Source organism: Pseudomonas sp. SWRI81, from assembly GCF_014268545.1.
Taxonomy (GTDB): Bacteria; Pseudomonadota; Gammaproteobacteria; order Pseudomonadales; family Pseudomonadaceae; genus Aquipseudomonas; species Aquipseudomonas hamedanensis.
The window spans coordinates 27,742-47,264 of sequence record NZ_JABWQS010000034.1; the positions used below are offsets into that span (position 1 = coordinate 27,742).

19 protein-coding genes are annotated in these 19,523 nt (G+C 60.4%); 5 read left to right on the forward strand and 14 right to left on the reverse strand.

The genetic code is table 11. The features are described 5' to 3' along the window. Positions 1-126: 126 nt before the first annotated feature. The 3 genes from HU765_RS19515 to HU765_RS19525 are packed head-to-tail and all read left to right on the forward strand — an operon-like array spanning position 127 to position 3,291. Complete coding sequence (locus HU765_RS19515; RefSeq protein WP_186546887.1) at positions 127-369, forward strand: PP0621 family protein; 243 nt, start codon at positions 127-129, stop codon at positions 367-369. Beyond that, a complete protein-coding gene (locus HU765_RS19520; RefSeq protein ID WP_186622403.1) occupies positions 359-1,948 on the forward strand; it encodes an ATP-binding protein in 1,590 nt (529 codons plus the stop codon). The genes HU765_RS19515 and HU765_RS19520 overlap by 11 nt, the downstream gene beginning before the upstream one ends. Beyond that, the gene (locus HU765_RS19525) at positions 1,945-3,291 is read left to right on the forward strand and encodes a sigma-54 dependent transcriptional regulator (RefSeq protein WP_186546885.1); all 1,347 of its coding nucleotides are present in this window, start codon (positions 1,945-1,947) and stop codon (positions 3,289-3,291) included. Before HU765_RS19520 ends, HU765_RS19525 begins: the two co-directional genes overlap by 4 nt. Before the next feature lie 105 nt (positions 3,292-3,396). Here HU765_RS19525 and thiO read toward each other — a convergent pair whose 3' ends face one another. The 7 genes from thiO to HU765_RS19560 are packed head-to-tail and all read right to left on the reverse strand — an operon-like array spanning position 3,397 to position 10,163. Continuing rightward, positions 3,397-4,497, reverse strand: coding sequence for a glycine oxidase ThiO (gene thiO / locus HU765_RS19530; protein ID WP_186622404.1), 1,101 nt, complete (start codon positions 4,495-4,497; stop codon positions 3,397-3,399). A 57-nt stretch (positions 4,498-4,554) separates the two neighbouring features. After that, positions 4,555-4,956: a type IV pilin protein gene (locus HU765_RS19535; protein ID WP_186622405.1), complete on the reverse strand. Its 402-nt coding sequence runs from the start codon at positions 4,954-4,956 to the stop codon at positions 4,555-4,557. Positions 4,957-4,970: 14 nt separating this feature from the next. Then, positions 4,971-8,060 (reverse strand): PilC/PilY family type IV pilus protein, encoded by a 3,090-nt coding sequence (locus HU765_RS19540; RefSeq protein ID WP_186622406.1) that lies wholly within the window; start codon positions 8,058-8,060, stop codon positions 4,971-4,973. Next, the gene (locus HU765_RS19545; protein WP_186622407.1) at positions 8,047-8,523 is read right to left on the reverse strand and encodes a PilX N-terminal domain-containing pilus assembly protein; all 477 of its coding nucleotides are present in this window, start codon (positions 8,521-8,523) and stop codon (positions 8,047-8,049) included. Before HU765_RS19545 ends, HU765_RS19540 begins: the two co-directional genes overlap by 14 nt. 10 nt (positions 8,524-8,533) lie before the next feature. Then, positions 8,534-9,247 (reverse strand): prepilin-type N-terminal cleavage/methylation domain-containing protein, encoded by a 714-nt coding sequence (locus HU765_RS19550; RefSeq protein ID WP_186622408.1) that lies wholly within the window; start codon positions 9,245-9,247, stop codon positions 8,534-8,536. Continuing rightward, entirely contained in the window at positions 9,244-9,693 is a 450-nt protein-coding gene (pilV, locus tag HU765_RS19555; protein WP_186546879.1) for a type IV pilus modification protein PilV, read from the reverse strand. Before pilV ends, HU765_RS19550 begins: the two co-directional genes overlap by 4 nt. Beyond that, positions 9,690-10,163, reverse strand: a complete 474-nt coding sequence (locus HU765_RS19560) for a GspH/FimT family protein (RefSeq protein ID WP_186622410.1) — start codon at positions 10,161-10,163, stop codon at positions 9,690-9,692. The genes pilV and HU765_RS19560 overlap by 4 nt, the downstream gene beginning before the upstream one ends. Positions 10,164-10,293: 130 nt before the next feature. Between HU765_RS19560 and HU765_RS19565 the strand changes: the two genes are divergently transcribed. Further along, positions 10,294-10,863 carry a GspH/FimT family pseudopilin gene (locus HU765_RS19565; RefSeq protein ID WP_186622412.1) on the forward strand — a complete coding sequence of 190 codons (570 nt, stop codon included), beginning with the start codon at positions 10,294-10,296 and terminating at the stop codon, positions 10,861-10,863. Here HU765_RS19565 and ispH read toward each other — a convergent pair. The 6 genes from ispH to murJ form a co-directional block, all read right to left on the reverse strand. Continuing rightward, positions 10,820-11,764: a 4-hydroxy-3-methylbut-2-enyl diphosphate reductase gene (gene ispH, locus HU765_RS19570; RefSeq protein WP_186546876.1), complete on the reverse strand. Its 945-nt coding sequence runs from the start codon at positions 11,762-11,764 to the stop codon at positions 10,820-10,822. The genes HU765_RS19565 and ispH overlap by 44 nt on opposite strands. Before the next feature lie 159 nt (positions 11,765-11,923). Beyond that, complete coding sequence (fkpB, locus tag HU765_RS19575) at positions 11,924-12,376, reverse strand: FKBP-type peptidyl-prolyl cis-trans isomerase (RefSeq protein WP_186622414.1); 453 nt, start codon at positions 12,374-12,376, stop codon at positions 11,924-11,926. After that, positions 12,369-12,881, reverse strand: coding sequence for a signal peptidase II (gene lspA, locus HU765_RS19580; protein WP_186546874.1), 513 nt, complete (start codon positions 12,879-12,881; stop codon positions 12,369-12,371). Before lspA ends, fkpB begins: the two co-directional genes overlap by 8 nt. Continuing rightward, positions 12,874-15,705 carry an isoleucine--tRNA ligase gene (ileS, locus tag HU765_RS19585; RefSeq protein WP_133339081.1) on the reverse strand — a complete coding sequence of 944 codons (2,832 nt, stop codon included), beginning with the start codon at positions 15,703-15,705 and terminating at the stop codon, positions 12,874-12,876. Before ileS ends, lspA begins: the two co-directional genes overlap by 8 nt. A gap of 13 nt (positions 15,706-15,718) precedes the next feature. Next, positions 15,719-16,657, reverse strand: a complete 939-nt coding sequence (gene ribF / locus HU765_RS19590; protein WP_186622416.1) for a bifunctional riboflavin kinase/FAD synthetase — start codon at positions 16,655-16,657, stop codon at positions 15,719-15,721. Positions 16,658-16,786: 129 nt separating this feature from the next. Next, positions 16,787-18,325: a murein biosynthesis integral membrane protein MurJ gene (gene murJ / locus HU765_RS19595; RefSeq protein WP_186622418.1), complete on the reverse strand. Its 1,539-nt coding sequence runs from the start codon at positions 18,323-18,325 to the stop codon at positions 16,787-16,789. Positions 18,326-18,577: 252 nt separating this feature from the next. Here murJ and rpsT point away from each other — a divergent pair, with 252 nt between their 5' ends. Then, positions 18,578-18,850 (forward strand): 30S ribosomal protein S20, encoded by a 273-nt coding sequence (gene rpsT / locus HU765_RS19600; protein WP_003228351.1) that lies wholly within the window; start codon positions 18,578-18,580, stop codon positions 18,848-18,850. Positions 18,851-19,045: 195 nt separating this feature from the next. Here the strand turns inward: rpsT and HU765_RS19605 are convergent, their stop codons facing one another. Beyond that, positions 19,046-19,513, reverse strand: coding sequence for a CreA family protein (locus tag HU765_RS19605; RefSeq protein ID WP_186546871.1), 468 nt, complete (start codon positions 19,511-19,513; stop codon positions 19,046-19,048). Positions 19,514-19,523: the final 10 nt, after the last annotated feature.

Sequence of the window (19,523 nt, forward strand, 5' to 3'; positions counted from 1 at the left end):
CACACCGGCTGTACGAAAAAAGGGAGATCTGCGGATCTCCCTTTTTTATTGCCGCGCTTTAATAGGCTGTGCGCTGATCGGGTCCTTGGCTAAACTGGCGGATTATCAGTCGAAAAGCCGCCCATCATGCTTCGTTTATTGTTCTGGATTGCCCTGATCTTCGCCGCCATCTGGCTGTGGCGTAAATTCAAGGCGCCCGCCTCCGCTTCGCCATCCGGGCGCGCCTCGCGCGAACAAGACGCCGCGCCGATGGTGCGTTGCGCCCATTGCGGCGTGCATCTGCCGCGCGACCGCGCGCTGGGCAATCAACCACAGTGGTATTGCAGCCAGGCTCATCTCGAGCAAGGCCCAGGCGCCAGTGATCGCTGAGGCCGCCCCCGCCGACAGTAAACAGGCGCAGCGCCTGCTGCGTCTTTATCATCTTTACCGTCTGAGCATCGGCATCACGCTGGTGCTGCTGATCTCCAGCGACATGGACAACCGTCTGCTGACGTCTGCCAACGACGAACTGTTGCGCGGCGGCAGCTGGTTGTACCTGGTGCTCAATATCCTGCTGGTGGTGTTTCTGGAGAACACCCGGCGTCCGGCTCAATTGCTCAGCCTCGCGCTGGTCGACGTCCTGCTGCTCGGTGGTCTGTTCTATGCAGCAGGCGGTGTGGCCAGTGCGCTGGGCAATTTGCTGATCGTCTCGGTGGCAATCAGCAATACCTTGCTGCGCCGACGCATTGGCTTGCTGATCGCGGCCATTGCTGCCTTGGGCATCGTCGGCTTGAGTTTCCTGCTGAGTTTCAGCCACCCGTTGAGCGCCAACGAGTACCTGCAAGCCGGCACCCTCGGTGCGTTATGTTTCGCGGCCTCACTGCTGGTACAGGGTCTGATTCGCCGCGTTGAGGTCAGCGAAACACTGGCCGAACAACGCGCCAGCGAAGTGATCGGCCTGGAAGCCCTCAATGCGCTGATCCTGCAACGCATGCGCACCGGCATTCTTGTGCTCGATGAGGAACGCCGCATACAACTGGCCAACCACAGCGCCCAGACTTTGCTCGCGCATACGCACCTTCAGGGTCAGTTGATCGACGATTGCGCGCCGGCCCTGGTCGATCGCCTGCAGCTGTGGAGGAATAACCCGACGCTGCGCCCGCAAAGCCTGAAGGTGGCCGGTAACGGCCTCGAACTGCAGCCGAGCTTCATCGCCCTCGATCAGCGCCCGAACCAGCAGATTCTGGTGTTTCTCGAAGACCTGGCACAGATCGCCCAACAGGCCCAGCAGTTGAAGCTGGCCGCGCTTGGACGACTGACCGCCGGGATATCCCACGAAATCCGCAACCCGCTGGGCGCGATCAGCCATGCCGCACAGCTCTTGGCCGAGTCCGAGGAACTCGACAGCGCCGATCGGCGTCTGACGCAGATCATTCAAGACCACTCCCAGCGCATGAACCGAGTCATCGAAAACGTCCTGCAACTGTCCCGCCGCCAGCAAAGTGAACCGCAACGGCTGGACCTCAAGCCATGGCTGCAACAGTTCGTCGCCGAAAGCCGCGAACACGCGACCGAACGTCAGCAGATTCATTTGCGGATCGATTCCGGCGACTTCAATACCCTGATGGACCCCGACCAGCTCACTCAGATTCTCGACAATCTGTTACGCAACGGCTGGCGTCACAGTGCCTTGCTGCATGATCAGGCCGAGGTCTGGATGACCCTGTTCATCGACCCGGACAGCCAGTTGGCGGTGCTGCAAGTGCGGGACAACGGCCCCGGCGTGCCGCTCGCCGAACAGGCGCATCTGTTCGAACCGTTCTTTACTACCAGTAGCCAGGGCACCGGCCTTGGGCTTTATCTGTCCCGTGAGCTGTGCGAAAGCAACCAGGCGCGCCTAGACTTTCAGTCACGCCAAGACGGCGGCTGCTTTCGCATCACCTTTGCTCACGGACGGAAACAAAGTTGACTACGAGCCCACGGCAAAAAATTCTTATCGTCGACGACGAACCGGATATCCGCGAACTCCTGGAAATCACACTGGGACGGATGAAACTCGATACCCTCAGTGCGCGCAACCTGGGTGAGGCCCAGGCGCTGCTGCAGCGTGAGCGTTTCGATCTGTGCCTGACCGACATGCGCCTGCCCGACGGCACGGGGCTGGACTTGGTGCAGCACATCCAGCAACGTTATCCACAGCTCCCGGTGGCGATGATCACCGCCTATGGCAGTCTGGAGACTGCGATCAACGCGCTGAAGGCCGGGGCCTTCGACTTTCTGACCAAGCCGGTCGACCTCACGCGCCTGCGCGAACTGGTCGCCACGGCCCTGCGCATGCCGGTGGCGGGCGGCGCGAGCAGCCCGATCGACCGACGCCTGCTCGGCGACTCGTTGCCCATGCGCAACCTGCGCAAGCAGATCGACAAACTCGCCCGCAGCCAGGCGCCGGTGTACATCAGCGGTGAATCGGGCAGCGGCAAGGAACTGGTCGCACGCCTGATTCATGAGCAGGGCCCGCGCGCCCAGCAGCCCTTTGTCCCGGTCAATTGCGGGGCGATTCCCTCGGAGTTGATGGAAAGCGAGTTTTTCGGCCACCGCAAAGGCAGTTTTACCGGTGCAGTGGAGGACAAACCGGGGCTGTTCCAGGCCGCCCATGGCGGCACGCTGTTTCTCGATGAAGTGGCGGATCTGCCGTTATCGATGCAGGTCAAACTGCTGCGGGCGATTCAGGAAAAGGCCGTGCGCAGCATCGGCGGCCAGCAGGAAACCGTGGTCGATGTGCGCATCCTCAGCGCGACGCACAAGGACCTTGATGCGCAGGTCAGCGCCGAACGGTTTCGCCAGGACCTTTATTACCGATTGAACGTGATCGAACTGCGCGTACCCTCTCTGCGCGAGCGCCGCGATGACATTGAAGTGCTGGCCGCGCATGTCCTCAAGCGATTGGCCAGGGACACCGGCCAGCCTGTCGCGAGCCTGCATCCGCAGGCGCTGGAAAGCCTGAAGAATTACCGCTTCCCCGGGAACGTGCGGGAACTGGAGAACGTGCTTGAACGGGCGCATACACTGTGCGAGAACCGTATCATCGAATCTCAGGACTTGCGGCTGAGCGAAGGCAATTGCGCGGCGGAGGGTGCGATTGCCGACCTTACGCAGATCGACAACCTGGAAGATTATCTGGAAAACGTCGAACGCAAGCTGATCCTGCAGGCATTGGAGGAGACACGCTGGAACCGCACGGCCGCGGCGCAGCGCTTGAGTCTTTCGTTCAGGTCGATGCGCTATCGGCTGAAGAAATTGGGCCTGGATTGAAGGGCCCCTTCGCGAGCAGGCTCGCTCCCACATTGAAATGCATAATCCCTATGGGAGCGAGCCTGCTCGCGAAGGCGGCCAACCAGCCGATGAAAAACTGTCTGACTAAATGCGGCCCTCAGGCGCATAAGGCGCCGGGTCGATAATCGGCGCCCGCCCCAGCATCACATCGGCAAACAGCTGGCACGACGCCGGCGCCAGCACCAGGCCGTTGCGGTAATGCCCGCAGTTCAGCCACAAGCTATCGAACCCCGGCACCCGGCCAATATACGGGATGCCTTCCGGCGACCCCGGTCGCAAGCCGGCCCAATGCCCGACGACCTCGGCCTGCGCCAGCGCCGGCAACAACTCGATTGCCGAAGCCTTGAGGCTTGCCAGCGCCACGTCGGTTGGCGTCTTGTCGTAGCCTTCGTGTTCCAGCGTGCTGCCGATCAGAATATGCCCGTCGCGACGGGGGATCGCATAACGGCCCTTGGCCAGAACCATGCTCGGCAAGAAGTCCGCTGCGCACTTATAGAGAATCATCTGGCCCTTGACCGGCTCGACCGGCAGCGTCAGGTCCAGCGTCTTGAGCAAATCGCCGCTCCACGCCCCGGCCGTCAGCACAACCTGATCACCTGTGATGATGCCGCTGGATGTTTCCACGCCGACAATCCGCTCGTGCTCGCGAACGAACCCGCTGACCTCACACTGCTCGTGAATCGTCACGTTGGGCAGTGCCAGCAGCGCCGCTTTCAACGATTTAACCAGACGCGGATTACGCACGTTGGCAACATCGGCCATGTAGATCGCCCGGGAGAATCCGGCCCCCAGCACCGGCACCGCATCGTGCGCCGCCGAGATGTCCACCGCCCGCAGCGGGCGCTGTTCCCGTTCGGCCCAGGCAAGCGCTTCGGCTTCGTCATCCAGATCCAGCCAGTACAGGCCAGTGGTGTGCACTTCAGGATCAACGCCGGTATCGGCAAACAGGCGCTCGCCCAACTGTGGATAAAAATCCTGCGACCAGTGTGCCAGTGCGGTAACTGCCGGGCTGTAGCGCCACGGGTACAACGGCGAAACGATGCCGCCGCCGGCCCACGACGATTCCCGACCGACGTTCGAGCGATCCAGCAGCACCACGCTGCGCACTTCGGAGGCGAGATTGTAGGCGGTCAGCAGGCCGATCACCCCGCCGCCGACAATCACCACTTGCTGTTGCCTGGTCATGTTTAATCCAATCAAAAAGAACACAGGGGGCGCAAAAGGCGCCCGAAGATAAGCGCCTCAGCGCCCCCAGCAGTCTTTGCTGGTCAGGCCGGTGGCCGCGTTGTTCATGGCTCTGACACCAGTATTGCTCAAGGTCAGATCACCGCACTTGTCGGTGGCCATGGCCGAACCCGCTTTGCGTGTGGCGGTCAGCAGGAACGTCTGGTCAGTGAGGGTCGGGGTAATGGTGTAGAAGTCATTGCCGGTGCTGAGCCCGGTTACGCCCGTGTAGACATTGTTTTTCGTGTAGAAGCGTTCGAGGGTCTGCGCCTGCTCCGAGAGCAAGCCCGCCACTTCGGCGCGGCGCCCCTTGTTCACGTATTCGGTATAGCGCGGTGCGGCAATGGTGATGACGATCCCGATGATCGCGATCACGATCATGATTTCGATCAGGGTGAATCCTCGGATGGATCTGCGCATGCCTCAACTCTCGCTTACTGTATTTGTCGCCACATGATACGACGGCTGCCGCCGCCGGATTTTTCCACCAGCGTGGTAATGCCGCCGCTGGAGTCGTTCACAATCTTGCGTGTTGCACTGTTGACGATGGCATTAAGGGTAGGAATGCCGCCGGTGAACACCACGCCGCTGGAAATCGTGTCGTTGCCATCGACCACGCCATCGGCGTTGGTATCGAGCACCGCATAGTTGAGCATCTTACCGCTGAACGCCTCGAGTTCGACCAGTTTGCCGGTGCCAAAGCTGGCACAGGGGTCCGTGGTGTCGACGCTCGCCGTGGTGAAAATGATCCGCCCCAGCACCAGACTGGCCTGATTGATCACTCGCTCGCCAATCAGCGCGCTGTTATACACCAAGGGCAGATACCAACCCTTCTCTCCCGGATAAGTCGTGTCGTTCTGCGTGGTCGTCACGAACTGTCCGGAGCTGCCCGAGAACACGCCGGTAATGGCCTGAGCCTGCAGACTGCTCACGGTCATCTGGCCGGAGCCGCCTTCGGCATCCCACACCGAATAGAACGCCTGTAAATCTTTGTTGGTCTTGTCGGCCGTTTCATTGAACTTGCCGGTGCCGATGAAAATCTGTTTGCCACCCTGCGCGTTGTCCGCCAGCAAGGGTTGCGCGGTGATCGGCTGCGTGGCCCCGCCGGCCGTGGTGAACAGCGGTTTGCCGGCAAACGCCACGCCCCAGCTGTCCGCCGCCGTGGCACTGAGATCGAATTTCCACAGGCGCCCTTTGAGGTCGCCGCCATAAGCCGCCTGGACTACGTTCTGCGAATTGACCCGCAGCTTGACCGAGGACAGGCCATTGGTGGTTTCAGTGCTGTCGACGACAATCTTGCGGATCAGCGAACCGTCGCGCACATCCAGCACATACAGCGCGGCGACGCCCGAATTGCTGCCGTAACCGTTGGCTATGAACGCCGCCCAGCGTCCATCGGCCAAGCGTGCCACTTCCGGTCGCGCGTAGGCATAACCCAGATCATTGAATGCGTTGCTGGTGCTGGCGGTCGTCGGTGCACTGACCTCCCACAACGCGCGCACAACGTTGCCCGCCGACGCGTCATACAGTTGCAATGCATAAAAGGTTTTGCCGCCGGCGCCCGTGCCGCCGATGGCCAGGGTTTTCCAGGCGCCACTGATTTGCGCGTCGTACACGCCGAGCTGACCGTCGACGAGAAACTTGTGACTGACGCCGTTGACGTAGTTCGGATCGGCAATGAATCGCAGCGACGGCAACACACTGGACGGCATGTAGGCGTAACGACGGGTACCGTTGGCCGCGTTGATGACATTGACGAAGCCGTCGTTGGCGTTCACCACCAGGCTGGCGCTCATGTTCGCGGCCTTGGTCGTCAGGTAGGCGCTGTAGGAGGTATCGCCCGTCAAGTCAGAGGCGGTTTGGTCGGTGGGTGAGGCCAGCACCAGCGGCGAGTTGATGATGTCGCCCAACAGCACACTGCGCACCTTGAGCCCGGTCTTGTTGGTGCCTTTGCTCCACTCCACCAGGTCGATGCCACTGACGCCCGTGGGCAGGCCCTGGCTGAGCGCGGTCTGCTGGGAGGGGGAAAAATTGCCAAAGGCCAGCGTGACCGCCGCATTGCTCGCGGTGTTCCAGGCCTGAAAGATTGGCGCGGTGGCGCTCGGGACAATGGTCGTATCGGTACTCCAGAGCGTCGCCGAAGTATTGACCGCGCCTGCCGCAGTGAAGCCGAACGACTTGATCGTCCCGCGCCAATCCCTGGGGTCGTAACTGGTCTGGAAATAACTGGTGCCGCTGGCCAGCGTTGTGCCGCTGGTTACGCCGCTGCCGCCGGAACCGGCCCTGGACGTAATATCCCTGAGTGCCGACGACAGCGCAGCATTCAGTCCGGTGCTGTCGGTGGCCTGGTAGTACCTGCCCTGCCCGTAACTCGCGGCATCCGACAGCATATCGTTGTCAGCGGCAAAGCCTACGGTGTAGGTGTTCATGTTCTGCCTGGGGAAGTCCACCGCGTTCCAGCTTTTGCCGGCCGCATCGGTACCGGTCGAACGCATATCAATGTCGAAAGCGAATTTGGCAATGTCGTCCAGATACAGTGTGTCGTTTTCGCCATCGCCGCTGAGGTTATCGCCGTCATTACTGAGGCCGTCCCAGTTCGGCAAGCGATTGCCACCCAGCGGGTCATTGCCCGGGAAGGTGCGATCGTAGGTCGGCAAGCCGTCAGTAACCACCACGCCGTAGTTTTTCTGGCAGCGGTACTGAATCGGGCTGGTGTACGTGCTCGGTGTACCGTTGTAATAAGGCGCCATGCCGCGCATGTAGCGGCTGACTTCGTAATAGGTCTCGGCCAGCGGTGTATTGGCCACGGCATTCAAGCCGTTGATCGATGAAATCAGCGCGTTGTAGTTGTTGTCAGCCTGGGCCTGGGTGACGCTTCCGGAGACGGGCGACAAATCGCTGATCGAGCGGGCAATGAAGCCGCCATTGCCAGGGTTAGTGCTGTTGGCCGGATTGAACGTCGACAAGCCGATGCGCAAGGTACGGTTGCTGCTGACCAATGCGGTGGAAACGTTGCGCGCGACGTTCATGCGGTAATCGTTGGGAATTGCACCGGTGGTGAAGTCACGGGTTCCGGTGCCGGTGGCCTGGCTGACAATCCAGGCAATGTAATCGGCGGAATAACGGGTGTTCTCGTTGCCTACCGGGTCTGGCAGTTTCAGGCACAACGGCACCGGGCTGTTGTTGTAGAACGCATAGGCGCCCCCCGGGCAGCCGGAGGTCGGCAGGCTCGATAAGAATACGGTGTCGCCGGTAATCTGCGGCGCATTCAGCGCAGAGCACAGCCCGAGGAAGGCATTGCACTCCCGGGCCGGCGTGCGATTGATGGCAGGATTGAAGTCCGTGTCGTAGATAATGCTGTTCATGCTGCCGGAATCATCGATCAGCAGCATCACGTTCGGCGCCACCGCCGCGGCGCTCAACAGCGGCGATTCGGACGGCGTGAACGCCCAGGCCGGCGCCGCCAGATAAAGGCTCGCCAGCATGCCGAACAGCAGCGCTCTGTAGCGCTCAATACTTCGCATAGACACTCTCCACCACACTGCGCGAAGTGCCGACAATCCCGACCGCGGTCACTCGATACAGGGTGGCCGAGGTATTACTGGGCACGTTCACCGCGGTGACGGTCGTGCCGATGTTCTGCACCCCGTAAAAGCCATTACCGGCGGCGATCCAGGTTACGCCGGACGTCGAATTGAACCCCGCCGCGCTGACCACCGATGACTCGGCCGGCGGCAAACACTGAGTGCCACTGCACACTGGCAATGCGTAGCTGTCCAGTTGCACTGCGCTCTCACCGACACGCAACGCCGCTTCGGCGGACTGGAACGATTGATTGCGCAGGCTCACGCTGCCGGCCATTTTTTCCTGCAGGTTGGCGCTTTGCATCGATGACAGTCCGATCAAGGTCAGCAACAGCAAAAACACCAGACTGATCAACAAGACCATGCCGTGCTGGGTTTGCCGCTGGTGCAAGGAAATCCTCATCGCCGCGCCCTCACGGCAAGCGGTTGCGCAAAGCGGCAACCACGTTGAAGGTTTGATTGCGCACCCGATTGTTCGGGTCGGTGAGGGTCAGGCTCAGGCGGACGCTGCGGATGCGCGCCGGATCGCCAGGATTGCTGCTGTAGGTCGAGGCCGCCACATCCGTCGCGGAACTGGCCAGACCGAACGTCACGTCGAACGCACTGACGTTGTTCACCAGCACTTGTTGAGCCGGGTTGCCGCTGCCGGTGCCCATGAGAATCTGGTTATTGCTAAAGCTGTAGAGCAGACGCCGGATCGGGAAAGCAATCTGCCCCGTGGTCGGGCTACGCAATCCGCTGTAGGCAACCGCACTGTTGCGACAGTCGGAAATCACCGTCCAGGTCGGCGTCCCCCCGCCGTTGCCGACATCGGCCGTCACCAGGGTCAGTTTGAGGTTGGCATTATCCCAGTTGATCGGAGTGAGCTGCGCCGCATTGAAATCCCCTGCCGAACTGGCATCGGTGATGGTGCCAAGGCAGCCGAACATGCCGACCATGCGAATTTCCTGAATCATTTTGCTGAGAACGAAGCGCGCGTCCTCCTGCATCGCTGCGGCGCTGTTCTGACTGACGTAAGTGTTCTTCGCCGCGATGAAAATCTGCACCACTCCGAGCACGACGATCAGCCCCAAGGCCAATGCGACCAGCAACTCGATCAGGCCGAAACCACGGTTGGAACGCTTCACGGTGTCGCCACCGGATCGACCGTCGCCCGGCTGGTCAGCACGAAACTGCGTTGCGCACTTGCGGTGTTGGCCGCACGGGCATCGCTCCAGGTAATCGTGATGGTGTAGACCCGCTGGTTGAGGGTGATGCTGCCCGTCGCGGTCGGACCGCCGAAGTTGGCGATATTGGTGGTGAAGTCGTAGAGATCCTGGTCCCGCGTTACGCTGAGGTTGCCCGAGGTGGGCGGCGTGACGGTGTAGTTGGCGCCGGAGTTGGCGCGGATGCGGTCCATCATGTCGTAGGCGATGAAACTGGCCTGACTGGTCATGCGCGAGCTGTCGGTGTACTTCAGTGCATTGAGTTGGACCGCCGCCGCGCCCAACAGCCCGACGGTCAGAATCAGCAACGCGACCAGCACTTCGATCAGCGTCATGCCCTCCTGTGCTTTTTTGCTCCCTGCCCTCATCCGCAATTTCCACCCAATTGAATGCGTCCGTTCAAACACACGTTCAGCGTCCTGCTTTGCGTGCCCAGCGTGTAAGCGATGACCACCGCCGTCGACGGTGCCGCCAGACCACCCAGATTATTGAAATCGAGCGCGGTCACTCCTGAGGTTAGCGTCAGAGTCGCGCCGCTGCTCATCGCTGGAACAACCCGCAACACATTGGCCGGATTGCCAGTACTGTCGTAAACCGCCAGCTCACCGGTCCAGACGCTGCCGCCCGCAGTCGGGCGCAGGCGAGTCGTCACCCCGCGGTTGATGGCTTCGAGGCGAGCAAAATTGATCGCACGCTGCAGGTCGCCCATTTCGGTATCGGCCTTGCTGCTCTGAATCGTTCGGGTAAAGGCCGGCACCGCCAAGGTGACGAGAAGCAACAACACCGCGATGGCGATCAGCAACTCGACCAGCGTGAAACCTTTTGTACGAAGATCCATCGGTGCCCTCCGTTGCCGTCGGCTATACCTGCTTCTACACGCTAGAACATTCGCTCGGCACGCGCCGACTGATTCGCCCTGCGCGGCGCACGGAATGCGCCGTTCACACCATTCCACGGAGGGATTTTTCATGCCGCAACACGGTTTCAGCCTGATTGAACTGCTTATGGGACTGGCGATTGGCGCAATTGTTCTGCTGCTGGTCAGCCCGGCGTTCGCCGCGCTCAAGCAAGCGACTCAGCGCGACCACGCGGCGCAGTCGCTGATCGAAGGTATCCGCCATGCACGCACTCTGGCGATCACGCACAATCAGAGCGTGGTGATCCATGGTATCGACGGCGACTGGGGTCAGGGTTGGCGAATCATTCTGGACATCAGCGGCAAGGGGCCGGAAGACAGCAGCAATCCGCTGTTGGTGGAGCGCGCCAGTGAGGCGAAGGTGCCGATTGTCGGCAACTGGTGGGTGAGCCGCTATGTGCGGTTCAGTCATCTGGGGCAACCGCTGATGCCGGGACGGCGGTTTCAGGCGGGGACATTGCACATCTGCTCACCGCGCGAACCGGTCAGCCAGCGCCAGATTGTGCTGGCGGCGACCGGTCGCGTGCGCCTGGGCAGTCAGGAGACCGAACAGGCGCTTTGCGACAGAAACAGAAACATCAGATCGAACGAACGCGCAGCTCTTTCGGCATCGAGAATGTGATGTTCTCTTCTCGACCGGCCAGCTCATCGGCTCCGGTTGCGCCCCAGGCCTGCAATTGCTGGATTACGCCGCGCACCAGAACTTCAGGAGCCGAGGCGCCGGCGGTAATGCCGATGCGCTCGACGCCATCGAACCAGCTCTTTTGCAGGTCTTCGGCGCCGTCGATCAGGTAGGCCGGGGTCGCCATGCGCTCAGCCAGCTCACGCAGACGATTGGAATTGGAGCTGTTAGGGCTGCCGACCACTAATACCACGTCGCATTCGTCGGCGAGTTGCTTGACCGCGTCCTGACGGTTTTGCGTGGCGTAGCAGATGTCGTCCTTGCGTGGACCGCCGATGGCCGGAAAGCGCGTGCGCAGCGCATCGATAACCCGACTGGTGTCGTCCATCGACAGAGTCGTCTGCGTAACGAAGGCGAGTTTCTCCGGGTTACGCACCTGCAACTCGGCCACGTCTTGCTCGTCTTCGACGAGGTAGATCGCGCCACCATTGCTGGCGTCGTACTGGCCCATGGTGCCTTCGACTTCCGGGTGACCGGCGTGGCCGATCAGGATGCACTCACGACCGTCGCGGCTGTATTTGGCCACTTCGATGTGCACCTTGGTTACCAGCGGGCAGGTGGCGTCGAACACTTTCAGGCCACGACCGGCGGCTTCGTTACGCACGGCTTGCGAAACACCGTGGGCGCTGAAAATGACGATAACGTCATCGGGTACCTGATCGAGCTCTTCGACGAAGATCGCGCCACGGCTGCGCAGGTCTTCAACGACGAACTTGTTGTGCACCACTTCATGGCGCACATAGATCGGCGGCCCGAAGACTTCCAGAGCGCGATTGACGATTTCGATCGCCCGGTCCACACCGGCGCAGAAGCCACGGGGGTTGGCGAGTTTGATTTGCATGCTGTGCCTCGTGTCTTGCGCGCAAGAAATAACGAATTCTGTGGAAAACAGTGTGGGAGCGAGCCTGCTCGCGAAAGCGGTGTGTCAGACAACATCAACGTTGAATGTCATTCAGCATTCGCGAGCAGGCTCGCTCCCACATTGGTTTTGCATTATTACTCAGATCGCTTTGACGCTGATGATCTCGACGTCAAAGGTCAGCGTCTTGCCGGCCAACGGGTGGTTGAAGTCGATGGTCACTTGCGCGTCGTCGAATTCTTTCACCACACCCGGCAATTCAGTATTGGCCGCATCATTGAAGATCACCAGCAAACCCGGCGACAACTCCATGTCGACAAACTGCGAGCGCGGGATGACCTGTACATTCTGCGGGTTCGGCTGGCCGAAGGCGTTTTCCGGTTCGACGGTCAGCGTACGCTTGTCGCCCGCCTTGAAACCGAACAGCGCCGCTTCGAAACCCGGCAGCAGGTTGCCATCGCCCACCTTGAAGGTAGCCGGTGCCTTGTCGAACGTGCTGTCGACGGTGTCGCCGTTTTCCAGGCGCAAGGCAAAGTGCAAAGTGACTTCCGTGTTCTGGCCGATGCGTTGCTCAGCCGATACCTGTTCAGTCATGAGCAGCCTCTTCGGTTTTCTTCGGTTTGAACATGTCCAGTGCCAGCATGATCGCTCCAACGGTGATCGCGCTGTCGGCGAAGTTGAACGCCGGGAAATACCAGCGGTTCTGCCAGTGCACCAGGATGAAGTCGACTACATGGCCCAAGGCAATGCGGTCGTAAAGATTGCCCAGCGCGCCACCCAGCACCAACGCCAAGGCGACGGCCAGCCAGGTTTCGTTGCGCCCCAGGCGCTTGAGCCAGACCACCAGCACCGCACTGACCACAATCGCAATCAGCGCGAACAGCCAGCGCTGCCAGCCGGAGCTGTCAGCCAGGAAGCTGAACGCAGCGCCGGTGTTGTAGGCCAGGGTCCAGCTGAAGTAATCGGGAATGATCACGATCTGCTGGAACATTTCGAGCTTGTCTTCGAAGTAGAACTTGCTGGCCTGGTCGATGACCAGTACCAGCAAGCTCAACCACAGCCAGCTCAGCCGTCCGAAACGGCCAACGGCATCAGGCATAGTGACGAACCTCGCCAGCGCCGCTGATGTTGTCGACGCAGCGACCGCAGATTTCCGGATGCTCCGGGTTCACGCCGACATCTTCGCGGCAGTGCCAGCAACGGGCGCACTTCGGGAAGGCCGACTTGACGATCTTCAGTTTCAGACCGCTGACTTCGGTTGCCACCGCATCGGCCGGAGCCTGTACAAATGGCGCAACGCTTGCAGTCGAAGTGATCAATACAAAGCGCAGTTCGTTGCTCAGCTTGGCCAGATCGGCGCTCAGCGCCTCTTCGGCAAACAGCGTCACTTCGGCCTGCAGGTTGCCACCGACGGCTTTCGCCGCGCGCTGGATTTCCATCTCTTTGTTGACCGCGACTTTCACTTCCATGATGCGATCCCAGTAGGCGCGACCCAGCTCGAAACCTTCCGGCAGCTCGGTCAGGCCTTCGTACCAGGTGTTGAGCATGACGGACTCGTTACGCTCGCCCGGCAGGTATTGCCACAGTTCGTCGGCGGTGAAGGCGAGGATCGGCGCGATCCAGCGCACCAGCGCTTCAGAGATGTGGAACAGCGCGGTCTGGCACGAGCGACGCGCCTTGCTGTCGGCACCGGTGGTGTACTGGCGGTCCTTGATGATGTCGAGGTAGAAACCACCCAGCTCCTGCACGCAGAAGTTATGGATCTTCGAGTAGACGTTCCAGAAACGGTATTCGCCGTAGTGCTCTTGCAGTTCGCGTTGCAGCAGCAGCGTGCGATCCACTGCCCAGCGATCCAGCGCCAGCATGTCTTCGGCCGGCAGCAGGTCGGTGGCCGGGTTGAAACCGGTCAGGTTGGAAAGCAGGAAACGCGCGGTGTTACGGATGCGCCGATAGGCATCCGCGCTGCGCTGCAGAATCTGCTCGGACACCGCCATTTCGCCGGAGTAGTCAGTCGATGCAACCCACAGACGCATGATGTCGGCGCCCAGGGTGTCGTTGACTTTCTGCGGAGCGATCACGTTGCCCAACGACTTGGACATCTTGCGACCGGACTCGTCGACGGTGAAGCCGTGGGTCAGCAGTTCGCGGTACGGTGCGTGGTTGTCGATAGCGCAACCGGTCAGCAAGGACGAGTGGAACCAGCCACGGTGCTGGTCGGAGCCTTCCAGGTACAGGTCGGCGCGCGGGCCGCTCTCGTGACCCATCGGGTGCGAACCACGCAGGACGTGCCAGTGCGTGGTGCCCGAGTCGAACCAGACGTCGAGGGTGTCGCTGATCTTGTCGTACTGCGGCGCTTCATCGCCCAGCAGTTCGGCGGCGTCGAGCTTGAACCAGGCTTCGATGCCTTCGACTTCAACGCGCTTGGCGACTTCTTCCATCAGCTCGACAGTGCGGGGGTGCAGCTCACCGCTTTCCTTGTTGAGGAAGAACGGGATCGGCACGCCCCAGTTGCGCTGACGCGAGATGCACCAGTCCGGGCGGTTGGCGATCATCGAGTGCAGGCGCGCCTGGCCCCAGGCGGGAACGAACTTGGTGTCTTCGATGGCTTTGAGCGAACGCACGCGCAGGGTATCGCCGCTGGTTGGCTCTTTGTCCATGCCGATGAACCACTGCGCGGTGGCGCGGTAGATCAGCGGGGTTTTGTGGCGCCAGCAGTGCATGTAGCTGTGTTCGATGACGGTGGTGTGCATCAGCGCGCCGACTTCGGTCAGTTTTTCAACGATCGCCGGGTTGGCCTTCCAGATGAACTGGCCGCCAAAGAATTCCAGCGACGGCACGTACACGCCGTTGCTCTGCACCGGGTTGAGGATGTCGTCGTTGACCATGCCGTATTTCTTGCAGGTCACAAAGTCGTCCACGCCATAGGCCGGGGCGGAGTGAACCACGCCGGTGCCAGCGCCCAGTTCGACGTAGTCAGCCAGGTATACCGGCGACAAACGATCGTAGAACGGGTGACGGAAGTTGATCAGCTCCAGTTCTTTACCGGTGGTGGTGGCGATGACCGAACCTTGCACGCCGTAGCGCGCCAGGCAGGCTTCGACCAGCTCTTCAGCCAGCACCAGCAGCTTGTCGCCGATATCGACCAGGGCGTAGTTGAATTCCGGGTGCACGTTCAGCGCCTGGTTGGCCGGGATGGTCCACGGGGTGGTGGTCCAGATCACGATCGCAGCAGGTTTGCTCAGCGACGCCAGACCGAAGGCGGCAGCCAGTTTGGCCTCGTCAGCAATCGGGAACGCCACGTCGATGGTCGAGGACTTTTTGTTCTCGTATTCGACTTCCGCTTCAGCCAGGGCCGAACCGCAATCGAAGCACCAGTTCACCGGCTTGAGGCCCTTGAACACGAAACCACCCTTGACGATTTCGGCGAGGGCGCGAATTTCACCGGCCTCGTTCTTGAAATCCATGGTCTTGTACGGGTTGGCGAAGTCGCCCAGCACGCCGAGGCGGATGAATTCGGACTTCTGCCCTTCGATCTGCTCGGTGGCGTAGGCACGGCATAGCTCGCGGGTTTTATCCGCGCCCAGATTCTTGCCGTGGGTCACTTCAACCTTGTGCTCGATCGGCAGACCGTGGCAGTCCCAGCCCGGCACATACGGCGCGTCGAAACCCGACAGGGTTTTCGAGCGGATGATCATGTCCTTGAGAATCTTGTTCAGTGCGTGACCGATGTGGATCGTGCCGTTGGCGTACGGAGGGCCGTCGTGCAGGACGAACTTCGGACGATCCTTGCCAATCTCGCGCAACTTTCCGTACAGGCCAATACTGTCCCAGCGCTGCAGGATCTGCGGTTCGCGCTGTGGCAGGCCGGCCTTCATTGGGAAGGCGGTGTCCGGAAGGTTTAGCGTGGCTTTATAGTCGGTCATTTAAGGCTCTTCATTAGCGATGGGCGCTAGGTGCGGCTAGTGCACGGGCGGCGGCGACATCCGCGTTGATCGCCGTTTTCAGCGCCTCCAGGGAGGCGAATCGCTGCTCTTCACGCAGCTTTTGGTGGAAAACCACCGTCAAACGCCGGTCATACAGATCGCCGGCAAAATCTAAAAGATGGACCTCAAGGTGGGCCTTGCCGTCACCTTGTACCGTGGGCCGCACGCCGATGTTGGCGACGCCGGGCCAGGTTTTGCCGTCGATGTCGACATTCACCAGATACACGCCGGTGAACGGTACGCGACGGCGCTTGAGTTGAACATTGGCAGTGGGCGTACCCAGTTGCCGGGCCAGCTTCTGGCCGTGCAGCACGCGACCGGCAATCCGGTACGGACGGCCGAGCAAGCGTTCGGCCAAGGCAAAATCGGCGGCGGCCAAGGCGTTGCGCACTTGCGTGCTGCTGACACGCAAACCGTCCAGCTCGACGGTCTGCGCAGCTTCCACGGTAAAACCGTGCATTTGCCCGGCTTGCAGCAGGAAATCGAAATCACCGAGGCGGTCGCAACCGAAACGGAAATCGTCACCGACCTCCAGATGCTGTACGCCAAGACCGTCGACCAGAATGGTATCGACGAACTCACTGGCGCTGAGCTTGCTCAGGCGCTGGTTGAACGCCAGGCACAAGACCCGGTCGACGCCTTCGGCGGCCAGCAATTGCAGTTTGTCACGCAAGCGCGCCAGCCGTGCCGGTGCGGTCTCGGGAGCAAAGAATTCCCGTGGCTGCGGCTCGAAAATCACCACGCAGCTGGGTACGCCCAACTCGAGCGCACGCTCACGCAGTCGGGCCAGGATTGCCTGGTGACCACGGTGAACACCGTCAAAGTTGCCAATAGTGGCGACGCAGCCCCGATGCTGGGGGCGCAAGTTGTGGAGGCCTCGAACCAGCTGCATAACGCGCTTCTTGCTCATAAAGTGGTCGATTATAACCACACCCGACGGTCGGCGACAGGCAACACCGTAACGCAAAGTGATCGAGCCGACAAAACTGCCGGCCGGCGTCTGGCCTTAATCGCTAAAACCTCAGCTCAAAGCCTTGCGATTAAAGTCGCGCAGGCGGAAACCGAGCAGCAGCAACATGCCGAAGTACGCCACCACACCCGCCACCACCAAGGCCCCCAGACGCAGGAATCGCTCGAGCATGTGGCCCTCGTCCCAGGCCGGCATGAAGTGCATGCCGGCCAGCAACACCGCCGACATCACAGTCACGGCGACAACCAGCTTGAAAGCGAATTTGCCCCAACCCGGTTGTGGCTGATACATGTTCTGCTTGCGTAACTGATAGAGCAGCAGACCGGCATTCAGGCAGGCGCCAGCACTGATCGCCAGCGCCAGACCGGCGTGAGCCAGCGGCCCGATCAACGCCAGGTTGAACAGTTGCGTGCAGACCAGGGTGAAGATTGCGATTTTCACCGGCGTACGGATGTTCTGTTGCGCATAAAAGCCCGGCGCCAGCACCTTGATCACGATAATCCCCAGCAGCCCGACAGAATAAGCAATCAGCGCGCGCTGGGTCATCTCGGCGTCAAAGCCGCTGAACTGGCCGTACTGAAACAGCGAAACGGTCAGCGGCTCAGCCAGAATCCCCAATGCCAATGCGCACGGCAGCACCAGCACGAAGCACAGGCGCAGGCCCCAATCGAGGATCCGCGAATACTCGTGGCGATCCTTGCTGGCGTAAGTTTTGGCCAGCGTCGGCAGCAGAATCGTGCCGAGTGCCACGCCCAATACGCCAGACGGCAGTTCCATCAAGCGGTCGGCGTAGTACATCCACGACACTGAGCCGGCGACCAGAAACGAGGCGAAGATGGTGTTGATGATCAACGAAATCTGGCTGACCGACACACCGAGAATCGCCGGCAACATTTGCTTCATCACCCGCCACACGCCGCTGTCGCGCAGATTCAGCCGCGGCAACACCAGCATGCCGATCTTTTTCAGGTGCGGCAGTTGATAAAGCAATTGCGCCAGGCCGCCGACCAATACCGCCCAGCCGAGGGCCATGACCGGCGGATCGAAGTACGGCGTCAGGAACAGCGAAAACACGATCATGCTGACATTGAGCAGGGTCGGCACGAAGGCCGGCACCGAAAACCGGTTCCAGGTATTGAGAATCGCACCGGCCAGCGAGGACAGGGAAATCAGCAATATATAAGGAAAGGTCACCCGCAACAGATCGGAAGTCAGCTGGAATTTTTCTGGCGTATCGGTAAAACCCGGCGCCGTGGCCCAGATCACCCAGGGCGCGGCGATCATGCCCAGCGCGGTGACCACTGCCAGCACCAGGGTCAGCAAGCCCGACACATAGGCAATAAAAGTGCGCGTCGCCTCTTCGCCCTGTTGGCTTTTGTACTCGGCGAGAATCGGCACGAAGGCCTGGGAAAAAGCCCCTTCGGCAAAGATCCGCCGCAGCAGATTGGGCAGTTTGAAGGCAATAAAGAAGGCGTCCGTGGCCATCCCGGCGCCGAATGTCCGTGCGATCAGCGTGTCACGAACAAAGCCCAGAATCCGGGAAAGCATCGTGATAGAGCTGACGGCGGCCAACGATTTGAGCAGATTCATTGAGAGAGTTTGTGCCTGTCGATAAACAGCAGGCGAACAATGCGCCTACTTGTGCGATACTCCGCGCCGCAGCAGCACAGAGCCAAAGCTCGCGAGTTTACAGGTCAAGCGCCGGAAATAAATATCCCGCCTCTTTATACCTACCACTTAGCGGAACGATTCAAGTGCCCTTGACAAGACAAGTCTTCATCGGCATGATTCGCGGCCTATTTTGTTTGCTATTTCCTAAAAAGTCTTTCGAGGAGCTCGACGGTGGCCAACTCACCTTCCGCCAAAAAACGTGCAAAACAGGCTGAGAAGCGTCGCAGCCACAACGCCAGCCTGCGTTCCATGGTTCGTACCTACATCAAGAATGTAGTTAAGGCCATCGACGCAAAAGACGCTGAAAAAGCTCAAGCTGCATACGTTCTGGCTGTGCCAGTTATCGACCGCATGGCCGATAAAGGCATCATCCACAAGAACAAGGCTGCTCGTCATAAGAGCCGTCTGAATGGCCACGTCAAAGCGCTGAAAGAAGCTGCTTAATCGACGTAGTCATTAAAAAACCGACCTCAGGGTCGGTTTTTTATTGCCTGTGATTTGGTGAAAGCGACGCTAAAAAATGTAGGAGTGAGCCCGCTCCGGGCGGCGTTCCGACGATGGCGGTGTGTCAGATGAAGATTTCTATCTGACACACCGCTATCGCGAGCAGGCTCACTCCTACAGTTGGATTGGTGGTGGTTATTGCTGGACCGGCACCCACGGCAGGATCGGAATGGCCGTGACCGCATTCTGCGGGCTACCCTCGATCAGGCGATCGCTGTAGACCAGATACACCAGCGTATTGCGCTTCTTGTCGAGGAAACGCACCACTTGCATGGTCTTGAACACCAGCGAGGTGCGCTCCTTGAACACTTCATCGCCATCCTTCAGCTCGCCCTTGAATTTGATCGGGCCGACCTGCCGGCACGCGATCGACGCTTCAGCACGATCTTCGGCCAGACCCAGCCCACCCTTCACACCGCCGGTCTTGGCGCGCGAAAGGTAGCAGGTCACACCTTCAACTTTCGGATCATCGAACGCCTCGACCACTATCCGGTCATTCGGCCCGACAAATTTGAACACTGTCGACACCTGGCCGATTTCCTCGGCCGAAGCCAGCAATGGCATTGCCATCAGCAAGGCCAACAATCCTTTTGCTACGCGCATCGAGTTTTCC